We start from the raw sequence: 14,121 nt of genomic DNA, 5'->3' as shown, positions 1-14,121 counted from the left end.
GACCTCCGCCTCGCGCTCAAGTCGGTGACGCGGGGGGGGGGGGCCCGGCGTGCTCCCTACCTCCCAACAAGGGGGAGGTAGGGCGGCCAACTGAATGCGACGCAAGACCAGGCAAAGCATGACCACCATCATCGCAAGCACCACCGCCCCGCCCCGCGCCCGGAAACTCGTCGGCGCCGGGCGCCGGCAATGGATCGGCCTCATCTATGTCGCGCCGGCGGTGGCGCTGGTCATGGTGTTCTTCGTCATCCCGCTCGGCATGACGGCGTGGATGTCGCTGCACAACTGGCCGCTGATGGGCGAGCACGCCTTCGTCGGCCTCGACAATTACTGGGCGATCCTGCGCGACACCAGGTTCTGGAACGCGCTCAAATTCACCGGCTACTACACGGTGGTCGTCACCATCGCGATCTTCGCCGTCGCCTTTCCCTTGGCGATCTTCATCGAGAAACCGCGGCCGCTGACCAACCTCTACCGCACTTTCTTCTTCATGCCGGCGGTGGTCGGTTTCGCCTCGGCGAGCCTGCTCTGGTCATGGCTGCTCAACGTCGATTCCGGCCTGTTCAGCCCGGCCGCCTACGACCTCGGCCTGATCGACAGGAAGTTCAACCTGCTCGCCACCTTCCAGCCGGCCTTCTGGTCGATCATCGCCATGGTGGTGTGGAAGGTCGCCGGCTTCACCATGATCATCCTGATGACCGGCCTGCAATCGATCCCGCAGGATCTGCAGGAGGCCGCCGTCATCGACGGCGCCGGGCCGTTCGCGCGGTTCCAGGCGATCACCTTGCCGCTGATGCGCCGCACGCTGGCCCTGGCGCTGATCCTGTCGGTCGCGGGCTCGATCCTTGCCTTCGACCAGTTCTACATCATCCTGCGCGGCGGGCCGCGCAACCAGACGCTGACGGCGGTCTACTGGATCTTCAACCAGTCCTTCGTGTCGTTCAAGCTCGGCTATGGCGCGGCACTCTCCATGGTGCTGCTGGTCATCCTGGTGGCGCTCAGCCTCATCCAGCTGTGGCTGTTGCGCAAGCCCGAGGGGCTCGACTGATGGCGCAGGCGATATCAGCCAGAGGCAAGTTTGCCGCCCGCCTCGCCAGGCACTCCACCGGCATCATCGCCTCGGTGCTGTTCGTGGCACCCATCGTGTGGACGGCGCTCTCGGCCTTCAAGCCGGCGGCCGAAGCGCGCCTGCCGCCGCTGCCACCCTGGCCGACCACGGGCTTTTCGCTGGAAAACTATGCCACGCTGAACTCCTTCGGCGACGGGCTCTGGGTCTCGGCGCAGAACAGCATCTATGTCTCGGTGATGACCGTCCTGCTGTCGGTCATCGTCAGCGTGCTGGCCGGCTACGGCTTTTCGCGCTTCCGCTTTCCGTTCAAGGACCTGTTCTTCGTCCTCATCCTGTCGACGATCATGATCCCGTTCCAGTCGATCCTGACGCCGATCTTCCTGGTGCTGACCAAGCTTGGCCTGCACAACACGCTGACCGGCCTGGTCGGCGTCTATGTGACGCTGCAATTGCCGTTCTCGATCTTCATGATGCGCAATGCCTTCGACGCGGTGCCGCGCGAGATCGAGGAGGCCGCGCGCATGGACGGCGCCGGCAACGCCACCATGCTTTTGAAGGTGATGCTGCCGCTGGTCTGGCCGGGCGTCGTCACCATCGCGCTGTTCGCCTTCCTCGGCGCCTGGAACGAATTCCTCGCCGCCCTGGTGCTGATGACCGACCAGTCCAAATTCACGCTGCCGGTGATGATGACGGCACTGCAGTCGGGCCGCTTCGGCGCCATCGACTGGGGCGCCGTGCAGGCGGGCGTCACCGTGATGATGGTGCCGTGTCTCATCCTGTTCCTTGCTTTGCAGCGCTTCTACATCCGCGGCCTGATGGCCGGGGCCGTCAAATAACAGACTGAATGGAGTGAGTTCATGACCGAATCGCCATCCCCTCGCCCCGCCTCGAAGCGAAAGCCGAAACTCGCCTTCCGGCCGCTGCCGGTGCCGCAGGTCGATGTGCAAGGCTTCTGGGGCGACCGGGCCGATGCGGTGGCGACCCGCACCGCCGACATCCTCTACGAGCGCTGCGTCGAGGCGCGCATGCTGGAGCAGATCGATCCGGACCGCCCATCGCCCGGCATCGTCATTCCCTTCCACTCGCCCTCGCCCGATGAAGCGGACCGCCAGGGCGCCGAATTCACCGGCTCGACGGTGACGACGCAGATGTTCTGGGATTCCGATCTCGGCAAGACGATCGAGACCGCGGCCTATTCGCTCTACCGGCGCAAGAACCCCCGGCTGGAGAAGAAGATCGACGCCGTCATCGACATGTACGGCAAATTGCAGCAGGAGGACGGCTATCTCTCCAGCTGGTACCAGCGCATCCAGCCCGGCAAGCGCTGGACGAACCTGCGCGACTGCCACGAACTCTATTGCGCCGGCCACCTGATCGAGGGCGCGGTCGCCTATTACCAGGCGACGGGCAAGCGCAAGCTGCTCGACATTATGTGCCGCTACGCCGACCACATCGCCTCGGTGCTGGGACCAGAGCCCGGCAAGAAGAAGGGCTATTGCGGCCATGAGGAGATCGAGCTGGCGCTGGTCAAGCTGGCGCGGGTGACGGGCGAGCAGAAATACATGGATCTGGCGAAGTACTTCATCGACCAGCGCGGCCAGCAGCCGCACTATTTCGACGAGGAGGCGCGCGCCCGCGGCGCCGACCCCAGGGCCTATCATTTCAAGACCTACGAATACAGCCAGTCGCACCGGCCGGTGCGCGAGCAGGACAAGGTCGTCGGCCACGCGGTGCGTGCCATGTACCTCTATTCGGGCATGGCCGACATCGCCACCGAATATGGCGACGATAGCCTGCGCGTCGCCCTCGACCGGCTGTGGGACGACCTCACCACGAAGAATCTCTACATCACCGGCGGGCTCGGCCCGTCGGCGCACAATGAGGGCTTCACCAGCGATTACGATCTGCCCAATGAGAGCGCCTATGCCGAGACCTGCGCCGCCGTCGGCCTGGTGTTCTGGGCAAGCCGCATGCTCGGCATGGGGCCGAACGCCCGCTACGCCGACATGATGGAGCGCGCGCTCTACAATGGCTCGATCTCCGGCCTGTCGCTCGACGGCTCGCTGTTCTTCTACGAGAACCCGCTGGAAAGCCGGGGCCGGCACAACAGGTGGAAATGGCACCGCTGCCCCTGCTGCCCGCCCAATGTCGGGCGCATGGTCGCCTCGATCGGCAGCTATTTCTACAGCCTGGCGGACGATGCGCTTGCCGTGCACCTCTACGGCGATTCCACCGCCCGCTTCGACATTGCGGGCACGCCGGTGCAGCTCACGCAGGCAAGCCGCTATCCCTGGGAGGGCGCCGTGGAGATCACGGTCGAACCGCAAGCGCCGGTGGAGTTCACGCTGCATCTGCGCGTGCCGGCATGGAGCAGCAGCGCCACGCTTCAGATCAATGGCGAGGCGGTCGACCTCGAAGACATGACCAGCGACGGCTATGCCGCGATCCGGCGCCGTTGGCAGAAGGGCGACCGCGTCCGGCTCGACCTCGAAATGCCGATCGAGCGGCTCTACGCCAATCCCGAGGTCAGGCAGGATGCCGGCCGCGTCGCGCTGTCGCGCGGGCCGCTGATCTACTGCGTCGAGGCATCGGACAATGACGGCCGGCTGCACCGCCTGACCCTGCCCCGCACGGCAAGCATAGAGGCACATCAGGCGCCCGAACTGCTGGGCGGCGTGGTGACGCTTTCGGCCACGGCACGAGCCGATGCCGGCGACGGCTGGGAGGACGGACTCTACCGGCGTGAGCCGCCGGCCAGCGTCGAGACGCGCCTGACCGCCATCCCCTATTACGCCTGGGACAACCGTGAACCGGGCGAGATGCTGGTGTGGCTGCGGGATGGCTGAGGCTTCCCGCTGCTCGACTATGTCCGGCTTGATTGGCCGGCGGCCGCCGGCAGCGCCGCGCTCGGTGCCGCTTGCGGGGCGCTGTTGTCGATATGCGCCCAGGCCGTCCGTTCGAACAGGAACATGCCGAAGCCGACCCGCTGGATGATGAGGTAGAGCACGACGGGGCTGATGATCGAGACCAGCAGCACCGCCAGGCTAAGCACGCCGGTATCGGTCAGCAGGCCGCTTGCCAGTGCGGCGCCACGGAAGAGCGACATCGGGATGGTGAAAGCGACATAGACGACCAGCGAATGTTCGCCGAGCCAGCGCAGCCATTCCATCGAGGCGAATGTCGACAGCAAGCCGCCAAGCACGCAGAGCGCCACCGCGCCAGCGACGGCCAGGGTGAGATGCAGCGGCGGCCATGCCGCCAGCCCCATCTGCATACCGACGGGATGCATGGCATATCCAGGCGAATAGACGAGCAATCCATTCACGATCGCCCACACGAGCAGGCCGGCGGCGGCCAGCATCGGGCGGGGCTGCGTCCATTCGACGAGGCGGAACACCAGCGGCGCCATGACGAAGCCAAGGTAGAAGAACACGAAATAGGCCGCGAATTGTTCGACCGCATAGCTGTCGGGATGCGGCGCCCACATCTGAAGTCCGGCAGCAATCGGGATGACGGTCCAGGCCGGCACGCGGAATTGCCGCAAGAGCTTGGCGGCAAGGCCGAACACCGCCAGCATGTAGACGAACCACAGCACGCCGTAGGGCTGGATGACGGCCATTGCCAGATCGTGCAGCATGCCGCCGGGATCGCGGCTGAAGATGCCGATTTTCAGGCCGATCGAGATGATCGCCCACAGCACATAGAAATAGAGATAGTGGACGACGCGCCGGTCGATGTAGCGCCGCCACGGCCGGTCGATCACCTGCGACAGGAACAGGCCGGAGATGAGGAAGAATTCCGGCATGCGGAACGGCGTCGCGAAGCCGATGACATAGTGGAGGAAGCCGACGCCGCCCGTGTACTCGCCGGTGTTGTAGGCCGCGTACATCATCACCACGAGGATGATCGAGAGGCCTTTGGCCGTGTCCACCCACGGCATGCGCATCGGGTTGTTCATGGCAAATCCATCCGGGGGCCGGCCGAGGCGGCCAGCCATCATCCGGCGACATCTAGCACCATCAGGCTTCCCAGATCGTAAACACGGCTGGTTTTGGGGGTGCGAGGCGATATCAGCAGCTGCCTTCTGGCAGATCCCATGGTCGCGTGGGCGTCGAAATCGCCACAACTTCCACCGTCGGCGCTGCCCCTCACCTGCCTGCCGGCATCCTCTCCCCGTAAACGGGGCGAGGGACGCTGTTGTCGGCTATTTCGCCAATCGCCAGCGTTGCAAAAAATGCGCCGGCGTTGCGGCCAGGCCCTCTCGCCCCGTTTACGGGGAGAGGATGCCGGCAGGACAGTGAGGGGCAGCGCTGACGTCGACCGTTGGATAACGGCCCATGACGCAGTTACTTTCGAGCCTTGGAAGTATTCAGCGCCACGGCGGCCCGCACCAGCGCCTTCAGCGCCTCTTCGTCGACTTCCTCACCCTTCTGAAAATCGATCGCCCGCCGCGTGTTGCCTTCGAGGCTGGAGTTGAACAGCCGCGTGGGGTCGGGCAGCGCCGCGCCCTTGGCGAAGGTCAGCTTGACGATGCTCTTGTAGGTCTCGCCGGTGCAGATCATGCCGTCATGCTCCCAGACCGGAACCCCGCGCCACTTCCAGGTCTCGACGACATCGGGATCGGCTTGATGGATGAGCGCGCGCAGCCGGCCAAGCATGTCGCCGCGCCAGTCGCCGAGTTCCGTGATCCTGCCGTCGATCAGTTCGGAGGGGGATTTGCTCTCCTGCGATCCGGTCATGCTGTTCTCCTCGAGACTTGGACAATAATGCGCTCACATGCGCTCGCCAGGCAATTGGCTGGCCTGCTTCACCCAGGCGCTGAATTGCGCCTCGTCGAACGCGTCGTCCTCATGGATGTCGAGGTAGCGCGTGTCCCGACTTTTGGATTCGCCCGGCGGCACCGGATCCAGCGACATGCCGCGAAAGAAGGTCACCTTGATGTATCTGGTGAAGCAATGGAAGCTGAGGAACCAGCCTTCGCCCTCGATGCCGTAGAAAGGCGAGTTCCATTTCACCGCCTTGTGCACGCCGGGCACGGTGCGCCCGATGAGCGCGTCGAGCCGCCTGCCCATCTCGCGCTTCCAGCCCGGCATCGCCGCGATATAGGCCTGCACCGGAGCGTCGCCATAACCCTTGGCGATCTGCGGATTGCCGCCGGAAAGCAGCTTCGGCTCATCCTTGGCCGGGGTCGACTTGGCCATGCGCCTTCCTCCTATCCATTGGCCCGCTGTGCGTTGCGTCCTTTCGCGACATAGGGCAGCACGAACATATAGAGGCCGCTGAACAGCATAAGGAAGAGCGGCGGCAGTGGCGAATAAACCACCCAGGCGGGCGGCTGTCCAAACGCCATGGTGACGAAATTGGCGACGACGGTCGCCGTGAAGATGATCGACAGCCAGCGATGCGCCTGCCTGATCCATGTGCTCCAATCCAAAATGACCTCCCGTGAAAACGTGTGAAACCAGGCGCGCTACCAGCGCACCAGCTGCGTGATCTGGATGAGATTGCCGCAGCCGTCATTGAGCTTGGCGATGGTCGAGCCGGTCACCTCGGTCGGCGCCGTGGCGAATGTGCCGCCGCGTGCCTTGATGCGCTCATGATCGCCCTTGATGTCGTCGGTGAAGAACATCACCGCCGGCTGGCCCTGCTCGAACATCGCCTGCTGATAGGTTTTGGCGGCCGGCTGGTCGTTGAGGGCCAGCTGCAGCTCGGTGCCCTCGGGCTCGTCCGGCGAGGCGACCGTCAGCCAACGGAACGGCCCATTGCTGAAATCGGCCTTCTTGGTCAGGCCGAGCACGCCGGTGTAGAAGGCAAGCGCCTTTTCCTGGTCGTCGACATAGATGCTGGTCAGTTTGATCTTCATCGTCTTTCTCCATGGGTTTTGCTGGCGGTGTGCCGCCCGGTGAAGTCAGGGGTTGGGTTCGATCGGCCGGCGGAGCAATTCCAGGAAAAGTGTGAAACGGTTTTCCGTCCGGAATTGCGTCAAAACAACGGGTCTAATCTGTCCGGTCGAGAAGCTGCTCCAGCTTCTCGAAGAATTGCGGCCAGCCCATCTTGGCGCCGCCATAGGCGCGCCGCTGCTCCGGCCGGAAGCCGGATTGCTCCATGCGCAGATGCGTTCCGGTTGGCGTTGGGGTGAGCGTGAAGGTCACCACGCTCCTGAGATCGAATGCCGGATCCTGGTGCGCGAGGTTCCAGGTGTAGGACAGCGTCTTGTTCGGCTCGACGGCCAGCACCTCGCAATCGAGCACGCCGCCCCAATCGGCGCTGATGTTGAAGCGGTGGCCGACATCAGGCTTGAAATCGTTCTTCATCAGCCACTCCTCGATCAGATGCGGTTGTGTCAGCGCGCGCCAGAGTTTTTCCGGCGGATGGGAAATCTGCCGCTCGACGACGACAGTGCGGTTTTCAGTGGCACTATCGTTCACTGATCCATCCTTTTGAGCAAATCCTCGAGATCATCGAACCGGCTCTCCCAAAACCCGGCCATCTGGCGTGTCCAGTCCATCAGCGGCGCCAGCGCGCCAAGCTGCGCGCTGTAGTGCGTCTGGCGGCCTTCATGGCGGTCGCGCACCAGACCGGCCTGCTTGAGCACGCCCAGATGCTTCGACACCGCCGGCTGCGACACGCCGGACTGGTTCGTCAGCGCCCCCACCGTCTGCTCGCCCTGGCGGCACAGCCGTTCGAAGATCGCCCGCCTGGTCGGGTCGGCCAGTGTCCTGAAGAGCATGTCATGGGTATCCGGCATCTCAGATCGATAACCCGTTGGCTATTGGTTGACGTATAACCGCAGGGATATATGTTCGTCAAGCGGTAGATTGAAGCGGCGGTAGATTGGAGCGGCAGGAATGATCCTCGTCACCGGAGCCACCGGCCATATCGGACGCGCCGTCGTCTCGAGGCTGGTGTCGTCAGGCCATGAGGTCGCCGCGCTGGTCCGCAAGCTCGAGGCAGGGCAAGGGCGCCTGCCCCGGGAAACAGCACTACGCGTCGGTGACTACGAGGACGCCTCGACACTCAAAGCAGCCTTCACCGGCATCGACAGGCTGGTCCTGATTTCAAGTGATGGCGCTGCGGATGCGGTCACGCGCCATCACGCCAACGCCATCGCGGCCGCGACGGCGGCGGGTGTGCGCCACATCACCTTCACCAGCATCGTCGATATCGGCGAGACCTCGCCCTTCTACTACGCGCCCGCCTATCGCGACGCCGAGCGCCGGCTGGCCGCCAGCGGCGTGCCCTCGACCATCCTGCGCTGCGGCCTCTACAGTGATTTCATCCTCGACACATGGCTTGCGCCCGCCTCGGGACAATTGGTGCTGCCTGCCGGACAGGGCCTGGTTGCACCGGTCTCGCGCGATAATGTTGCAGCAGCCGTCGCCGCGGTGGCGACTGGGGCTCACACATCCCGCGCGGTCTACACGATCACCGGAGGCCGGGCGCTGGGCTTCAACGAAATCGCCGCCTGCTATGGCGAGGCGACAGCATGGCCTCTGCGCTATCACCCCTGCTCCCTCAGCGAATATCTGGCCTCGGCGTCGGCGCGCCTCGACGAACCCTGGCCGCGGGCCTTCACGACGCTGTGCGCGTCGATCGCCGAGGGCCGCTATGGCGGGGTCTCCCGAGACTTCGCCATACTCACGGATAGGCAGCCGGAGAGCTTTCGAGATTTCCTGGCTCGCGCAATGTCCGCAATGCCGGCTGAAGGCTAGATGGCGCCATGGGCGCGGCCGATCTCCTGCGCCACCAGTTCCTGCAACTGCCACAGATTGCGGTCGCGTATACCGCAGGCGTCGAGGTGGCGGATCGTCTCGAACAGATACTGCGCGCCCGAGCCCCAGTGGCCGACGGCCCTGGCCAGCGTCGCCGCGACCGCGGGCTTGTCGAGCTTGCCGGCATAGCGCGGATTGGCGGGATCGACGACGAAGCCGAGCGCCCGGCTCGCCCCGCCCTCGGTGCTGACCTGCAGCCAGCGCGGCACGTTGACGGCGGGCAGGATGGTCATCTCGCGGCGCAGCAGCGCTTCCAGATTTTCGGCGACCGGCTCGGCGATTTCGAACACCATGCCTTGGCACTGGCCGCCGCGGTCGAGCGCCATCATCAGGCCGGGCTGTTCGAGCGTGCCGCGAAAGCGCTGCACCGTGAAGCAGAACGATCGGTGCCAGCCCCGCGCCACCGCGCGCTCGCCACCCCGGACCTCGCCTGCCGGCTTCCACAGCAGCGAGCCATAGGCGAACAGCTTCAGCGGTCCGGGCGGCGCAGAGGCCAGGATCTCGTCGCGAAACCGCGCATAGTCGGCGTCCGTCATATAGACCATGCCCGGCGTCGGCCCGGCATCCGCGACCACGCGCATGGTCCGCGCCACCAGCGCCTCGGTCAGCGCCATCGGCGCCTTGCGCGGTACGGCGGAAATGGCCTTGTTCATCCTTGCGCTCCCAGCCTTGCCGCCATGTTGCCGAAGGCTGGGGGATTCTCAAGGGCGACCGGCGCGAAATCCCGCCAGTCAATGCCGGGCGTGCGCGGCACGCACGCCCGGCAGGTCTGTTCTAGTGCTTGGTGCTCTTGCCGCCGATGGGAATGCGCTTAGCCTTGCTCTGCGCCTTCTCGGACTTCGGCAAGCTCACGGACAGTACGCCATTGCGGAAGTCGGCGGCGACCTTGTCCTCCGCGACTTCGAAGCCGATCGGGATGCGACGTTCGAAGCGGCCATAGAACCGCTCGGAGAACTGACGCTCCTTGTCGTCGGTTTCGGAGTGTTTTTCGCCGCGCAACGTCAGGACGCCATCATCGAGCAACACCTCGATGTCCTTCTCCTCCATGCCGGGTATCTCGGCTGTCACGCGGATATCCTTGTCCGTTTCGGAGATTTCCACGCTGGGCCAACCGGTGCCGGCCAAAGAGAACCTGCCCATGGACGGAAGCCGCGACTCGAAGCCGCGGAACATGTCATCTACCAGGCGGCTCATCTCGCGATGCAGGCCCATGAACGGGTCCCGATCGCCTTCGCGAAAGAGGGTCGCAGACTGGCTGGTGTCGCGGCTCCACGGCATGAGATCACGAATGGTCATTGCACTTTCTCCTTTCTTGATCCTGTTTCTGGTACGTTCGTATGCACTGGCTGTGCTCCGGAGGACAATGCGCCGTCTGAAGCCGGCATCGCTGCCAGCCTGATCCGTGCTTGCTGTTTTCGCTCTGCTTCTGGTCCGATCCGCTCAACCTTTGGGAACGCCCTCGCCCGGTCGCGGGTCTCCCGCAACGCTCCGGCACATGATGCCCGAGTTCGACGGTCACCGCCCATGAAGCTGACGCCCGCGTCTGCACCGGCCCATCTGGCGGCGGCATGGTCGATCTGGGGTTCGTTGCGGAGGGGTCAAGACCTGGTAATGCAAAGTGATCGTCGAATGCACGTACGCCCGCCTGGGGCAATCTGGCCGCCTTGCACAAGGCCGTTCGCGACTGGGGATCGAAAAGCCCCGCTTTCCTTGTCCAGGCTTGCAAGCAACTGGCCGCCGCGCTGCCCCAGGCACAATCCCTTGCCCTTGCCGGCCAGGGCCACAATGCACCCGACCTGACCGGCACGGCAGCTGTCGCCCGCCTGCTGGAACAGGTTTTCACGCCGCAACTCAGCGAACTGAAATCCATCCAAGCTGGTCCATGAACTGGATGAGCCTCGGCACCACGGCATCGGGTGTCGTCTCCCTGTGCCATTGCCTTCGCACCATGGCGGTGTCGACATATCGAAACTCGATCCGCCCGGACGCCAGTGGGCTCACCTTCAGATAAGGCCCGGAATAAGGCTCGGCATCCACCTGCTGAATACACAGATCAAACATCGACATCCATCCAAACAAAACGGAACTCAAAGGACCGCCTGCTATGAACGAGGCAAGCGCTTCTACGCCGCCGAGCGCCGAAGCAAACGGGTCGGCCGCGTCACCCAAACGCCTGCCTTGGATGGAGCCAACGATGTCTGGCCAGGAGTTCTGCATCGGTTGAAGGTGTTGGGACCAGGAGCAGCCTGTCAAGAGGGTGGGGTTGCAGGCAGCGCGGGCAATCTCTTTTCCATGAACGGCGCCACCGCATCATTGATCCAGAGGCGTCCTCGATCGGCCGTCACTTGTTGTCTCCCAATCTCTCGGCCTGCTGGACCCAACCCGCTTTGCGACTGGTAGAAGGCGTATTGAACATGGCTCGGGTCCCAAGGTGCACCAGCGGCATGCGCGCCATGGAAATGTCGCCAGATCGTCCCCCAGACAGGCTGCCATATATTGATGGCCTCCCGGAACACATCCAGGAGAACACCAACAGCAAGACCTTCTTCGTTGCGAAAGCTGAGTTCGAGCAAGGCATTGTTCTGGCTGTCTTCGGACAGATATTGCGAATAGGCACCGCAATGGACCGAGGTCGACGCTTCTAGATTCCCATGACGCTGGTTCCAAAGCGACAGCCTGTATCCAAGTTCCGGAATGGGCTGGCGCGGCGCAATATCCGTCTTGTTCTGCCCCTTCAACAGCAAGCGTCGCAAAACCTCCGGCGACGACGTATCGAAAGGCTCGGATAGCATCGCTTGCTTGAGCGATCGGCCCACGGGCGCCCAACGGGCGAGCCCTGGGTCGGCTTTCGCCAGAACGCGAAAGTACGCTGCGGCTTGCGGGATCAACTCGTCGAGAGGGCGTTGCCTGGGGCCCCAATACACGCAGATGTTGACCGACACGGCACCCTCCCCCGGAGTGGAGTCTTTCTCACGACAACTGGCCACCAACTCATGACACCAGCGGCATCGGCACCTTCAGCCCGTCGATCAGCGCATCTCGAAACAGCGCGATCGGGCGGCTGAGCCGTCCGGCGGGCGGGCGGTGCAGCAGCCAGGCGCGCACTTGCGGCTTGAAGTCGGGGCAGTCGATGACCTCGACGGCGTCGCGCCAGCGGCTGTCGGCGAAGGCGCCGGGCGTGACGATGCCGATGCCATGGCCGCGCGCCACCAGCGACATTCTGAGGTCGACGCTGAGCGCCTCCACCCCGACCTGGAACGGCAGCCTTGCCGCCTCGAAACTTTGGCGGATGAAGGCGCGAAACCCGCAGCCGTTTTCGTTCATCACCCAGGCAAAGCGCGACAGGTCGGCGAGCTTCGCCGGCTTCGGCACGCCAAGACCGGGGGACGCGACCAGCAGCACCGACTGCGCGCCGAGATCGTCGCAGACCAGCTCGTCCGGCGGCGCCAGGCCTTCGGCCAGGCACACCGCCACGGCGTCGAGTTCGCTGCGCGCCACCTGCTCCACCAGCCTTGGCGACCAGCCCGAGGTGATGCGCAGCGTCAGCTGCGGAAAGGCGGCACGCAGCGTGTCGAGCGGCAGCGCTAGTGCTGCGTCGGAGAGATAGGGCATGACACCCAGGCGGAACTCGCCCTTGATCTCGCCTTGCGGCGACACGCCCGCCCTGAGATCGTCCAGCGAGCGCAGCACCCGCCTTCCATGCTCATAGGCCTCGCGCCCCGTAGCTGTCGGCTTCAGCGGCTTCGACTGGCGGTCGAGAAGTGCTGTCGCCAGACCATCCTCCAGATTCTGGATGCGGCGCGTGACGCCCGGCTGGGTGAGGTTCAGCCTGGCGGAGGCGCCGACGATCGAGCCGGTTTCCACCACGGCGATGAAGGCTTCGAGGTCATGGATGTTCATGCACATCTCGCATAATCATTATCGAATTGATTGAATTGTAGCATGATAATACTTCGGCATAAAGTCCTCAAACAATATGCAAGTTTATTGAGGACCTCATGCTCGACACCAAGGACGGCCAGTTATGCGGGCGGCTGCCCGCCAGCACCATCACCGGCCCGCAGACGCTGCTCTTCGCCGCCTCCACCGGCATCATCGTCACCAATCTGTTCGCGCCGCAGACGCTGATCGGGCTGATCGGCCCGTCGCTCGGCGCCAGCGCCGCCAGCGTCGGCCTCGTCGCCATGGCCACGCTGCTCGGCTATGCCGCCGGCCTGTTCTTCCTGGTGCCGATGGCCGATCTCGCCGAGAACCGCGCCTTGATCTTGCGCATGCTCCTGACGGCGGCCCTTGCAGCGGGCGCCGCTGCCTTCGCGCCCACCATCGCCTCGCTGCTGGTCGTCCTGTTCGTCCTCGGTGCTGCCTGCTCGGCGATCCAGATCCTGGTGCCGATCGCAGCCTCGATGGCGCCGCCCGGCGAGGCCGGCCGCGTCATCGGCGATGTCATGAGCGGACTGATGATCGGCATCCTGCTGGCGCGGCCGCTGGCCAGCCTCATCGCAGACGCCTGGGGCTGGCGCGCCTTCTACGGCCTCAGTGCTACCGCGCTCGTCCTGCTCGCCGGCGTGCTCGCCTTCACCTTGCCGCAGCGGCGCCCGGAAGCAAAATCGTCCTACGGCGCGCTGATTGCCTCGCTGTTCGGCCTGCTGCGCGGCGAGCCGGTGCTGCGGCGGCGTGCGCTGACTGCGGCGCTGGTGATGGCGGCGTTCAGCCTGTTCTGGACGGCGGTCGCCTTGCGTCTCGCACAGCCGCCTTTCGGCCTTGGCCAGCGCGGCATTGCGCTCTTCGCGCTTGTCGGCGCCGGCGGCGCCGTGGTCACGCCGCTGTTCGGCCGCGCCGGCGACCATGGCTGGACGCGATCCGCCACCATCGCCTGTCACCTCGTGCTGATCGGCGCTATGGCGCTCGCCGCCTGGGCCGGCGCCTCTCAGCCCGGTGCGTCATGGCAATCGCTGGTGCTGATGGGCGTCAGCGCCGTGCTGCTCGACATCGGCGTCACCGGCGACCAGACGCTCGGCCGCCGTGCCGTCAATCTGCTTCAGCCCGAGGCCCGCGGCCGGCTCAACGGCCTGTTCGTCGGCATCTTCTTCATCGGCGGCGCCATCGGCTCATTGCTGGCCGGCGCTGCCTGGACTTGGGGCGGGTGGACCTGCGTGTGCGCCATCGGCGCAGTCTTTGGCGCCACCGCCCTGGTGGTCGACTGGATCGGCGAGCCGGAATGACCGGGCGTTCTTACAATCACGCCGAGTAGCCCAAGGGAACTATGTTGCCGGCAAACTG

General features: G+C 64.8%; 17 protein-coding genes. 5 read left to right on the top strand and 12 right to left on the bottom strand.

Translation table 11 applies throughout. The features are described from left to right. Positions 1-118: 118 nt before the first annotated feature. Genes FJV83_RS10040 through FJV83_RS10030 form a run of 3 tightly spaced genes read left to right on the top strand, consistent with a single transcriptional unit; the run spans position 119 to position 3,915 of the window. Positions 119-1,048, top strand: coding sequence for a sugar ABC transporter permease (locus FJV83_RS10040; RefSeq protein WP_142885579.1), 930 nt, complete (start codon positions 119-121; stop codon positions 1,046-1,048). Then, a complete protein-coding gene (locus FJV83_RS10035) occupies positions 1,048-1,905 on the top strand; it encodes a carbohydrate ABC transporter permease (protein ID WP_095774922.1) in 858 nt (285 codons plus the stop codon). The genes FJV83_RS10040 and FJV83_RS10035 overlap by 1 nt, the downstream gene beginning before the upstream one ends. Positions 1,906-1,926: 21 nt before the next feature. After that, a complete protein-coding gene (locus tag FJV83_RS10030; RefSeq protein WP_142885427.1) occupies positions 1,927-3,915 on the top strand; it encodes a glycoside hydrolase family 127 protein in 1,989 nt (662 codons plus the stop codon). A gap of 17 nt (positions 3,916-3,932) precedes the next feature. Here the strand turns inward: FJV83_RS10030 and FJV83_RS10025 are convergent, their stop codons facing one another. From FJV83_RS10025 to FJV83_RS09995, 7 genes are all read right to left on the bottom strand, one after another. Further along, the gene (locus tag FJV83_RS10025) at positions 3,933-5,027 is read right to left on the bottom strand and encodes an acyltransferase family protein (RefSeq protein ID WP_142885426.1); all 1,095 of its coding nucleotides are present in this window, start codon (positions 5,025-5,027) and stop codon (positions 3,933-3,935) included. Positions 5,028-5,415: 388 nt separating this feature from the next. Continuing rightward, positions 5,416-5,808, bottom strand: a complete 393-nt coding sequence (locus FJV83_RS10020; protein ID WP_142885425.1) for a DUF1801 domain-containing protein — start codon at positions 5,806-5,808, stop codon at positions 5,416-5,418. Between the two features lie 33 nt (positions 5,809-5,841). After that, complete coding sequence (locus tag FJV83_RS10015; protein ID WP_142885424.1) at positions 5,842-6,270, bottom strand: DUF1801 domain-containing protein; 429 nt, start codon at positions 6,268-6,270, stop codon at positions 5,842-5,844. Positions 6,271-6,281: 11 nt separating this feature from the next. Continuing rightward, entirely contained in the window at positions 6,282-6,503 is a 222-nt protein-coding gene (locus FJV83_RS10010) for a hypothetical protein (protein ID WP_142885423.1), read from the bottom strand. Between the two features lie 36 nt (positions 6,504-6,539). Next, positions 6,540-6,932: a VOC family protein gene (locus FJV83_RS10005; RefSeq protein WP_142885422.1), complete on the bottom strand. Its 393-nt coding sequence runs from the start codon at positions 6,930-6,932 to the stop codon at positions 6,540-6,542. A 133-nt stretch (positions 6,933-7,065) separates the two neighbouring features. After that, positions 7,066-7,497, bottom strand: a complete 432-nt coding sequence (locus FJV83_RS10000; RefSeq protein WP_142878360.1) for an SRPBCC domain-containing protein — start codon at positions 7,495-7,497, stop codon at positions 7,066-7,068. Then, positions 7,494-7,817, bottom strand: coding sequence for a metalloregulator ArsR/SmtB family transcription factor (locus tag FJV83_RS09995; protein ID WP_142885421.1), 324 nt, complete (start codon positions 7,815-7,817; stop codon positions 7,494-7,496). Before FJV83_RS09995 ends, FJV83_RS10000 begins: the two co-directional genes overlap by 4 nt. Positions 7,818-7,917: 100 nt before the next feature. Here FJV83_RS09995 and FJV83_RS09990 point away from each other — a divergent pair, with 100 nt between their 5' ends. After that, entirely contained in the window at positions 7,918-8,781 is an 864-nt protein-coding gene (locus FJV83_RS09990) for an NAD(P)H-binding protein (RefSeq protein WP_142885420.1), read from the top strand. Here the strand turns inward: FJV83_RS09990 and FJV83_RS09985 are convergent. The 5 genes from FJV83_RS09985 to FJV83_RS09965 form a co-directional block, all read right to left on the bottom strand. Further along, positions 8,778-9,494 carry a gamma-glutamylcyclotransferase gene (locus FJV83_RS09985; RefSeq protein WP_095774932.1) on the bottom strand — a complete coding sequence of 239 codons (717 nt, stop codon included), beginning with the start codon at positions 9,492-9,494 and terminating at the stop codon, positions 8,778-8,780. The two genes, FJV83_RS09990 and FJV83_RS09985, sit on opposite strands and share 4 nt — an antisense overlap. 121 nt (positions 9,495-9,615) lie before the next feature. After that, positions 9,616-10,137 (bottom strand): Hsp20/alpha crystallin family protein, encoded by a 522-nt coding sequence (locus FJV83_RS09980; RefSeq protein ID WP_095774933.1) that lies wholly within the window; start codon positions 10,135-10,137, stop codon positions 9,616-9,618. 555 nt (positions 10,138-10,692) lie between these two features. After that, positions 10,693-11,010, bottom strand: a complete 318-nt coding sequence (locus tag FJV83_RS09975) for a hypothetical protein (protein WP_142885419.1) — start codon at positions 11,008-11,010, stop codon at positions 10,693-10,695. Between the two features lie 80 nt (positions 11,011-11,090). Further along, positions 11,091-11,783: an Imm52 family immunity protein gene (locus FJV83_RS09970; RefSeq protein ID WP_142885418.1), complete on the bottom strand. Its 693-nt coding sequence runs from the start codon at positions 11,781-11,783 to the stop codon at positions 11,091-11,093. A 49-nt stretch (positions 11,784-11,832) separates the two neighbouring features. Continuing rightward, complete coding sequence (locus FJV83_RS09965; protein WP_142885417.1) at positions 11,833-12,741, bottom strand: LysR family transcriptional regulator; 909 nt, start codon at positions 12,739-12,741, stop codon at positions 11,833-11,835. 98 nt (positions 12,742-12,839) lie between these two features. Between FJV83_RS09965 and FJV83_RS09960 the strand changes: the two genes are divergently transcribed. Further along, positions 12,840-14,063, top strand: coding sequence for an MFS transporter (locus FJV83_RS09960; protein ID WP_142885416.1), 1,224 nt, complete (start codon positions 12,840-12,842; stop codon positions 14,061-14,063). Positions 14,064-14,121: the final 58 nt, after the last annotated feature.

The sequence above is a fragment of the Mesorhizobium sp. WSM4307 genome, from assembly GCF_007003945.1.
Classification (GTDB): domain Bacteria; phylum Pseudomonadota; class Alphaproteobacteria; order Rhizobiales; family Rhizobiaceae; genus Mesorhizobium.
Note: the sequence above shows the minus strand (reverse complement) of the source record. Positions and strands in the feature narration are given on the sequence as shown.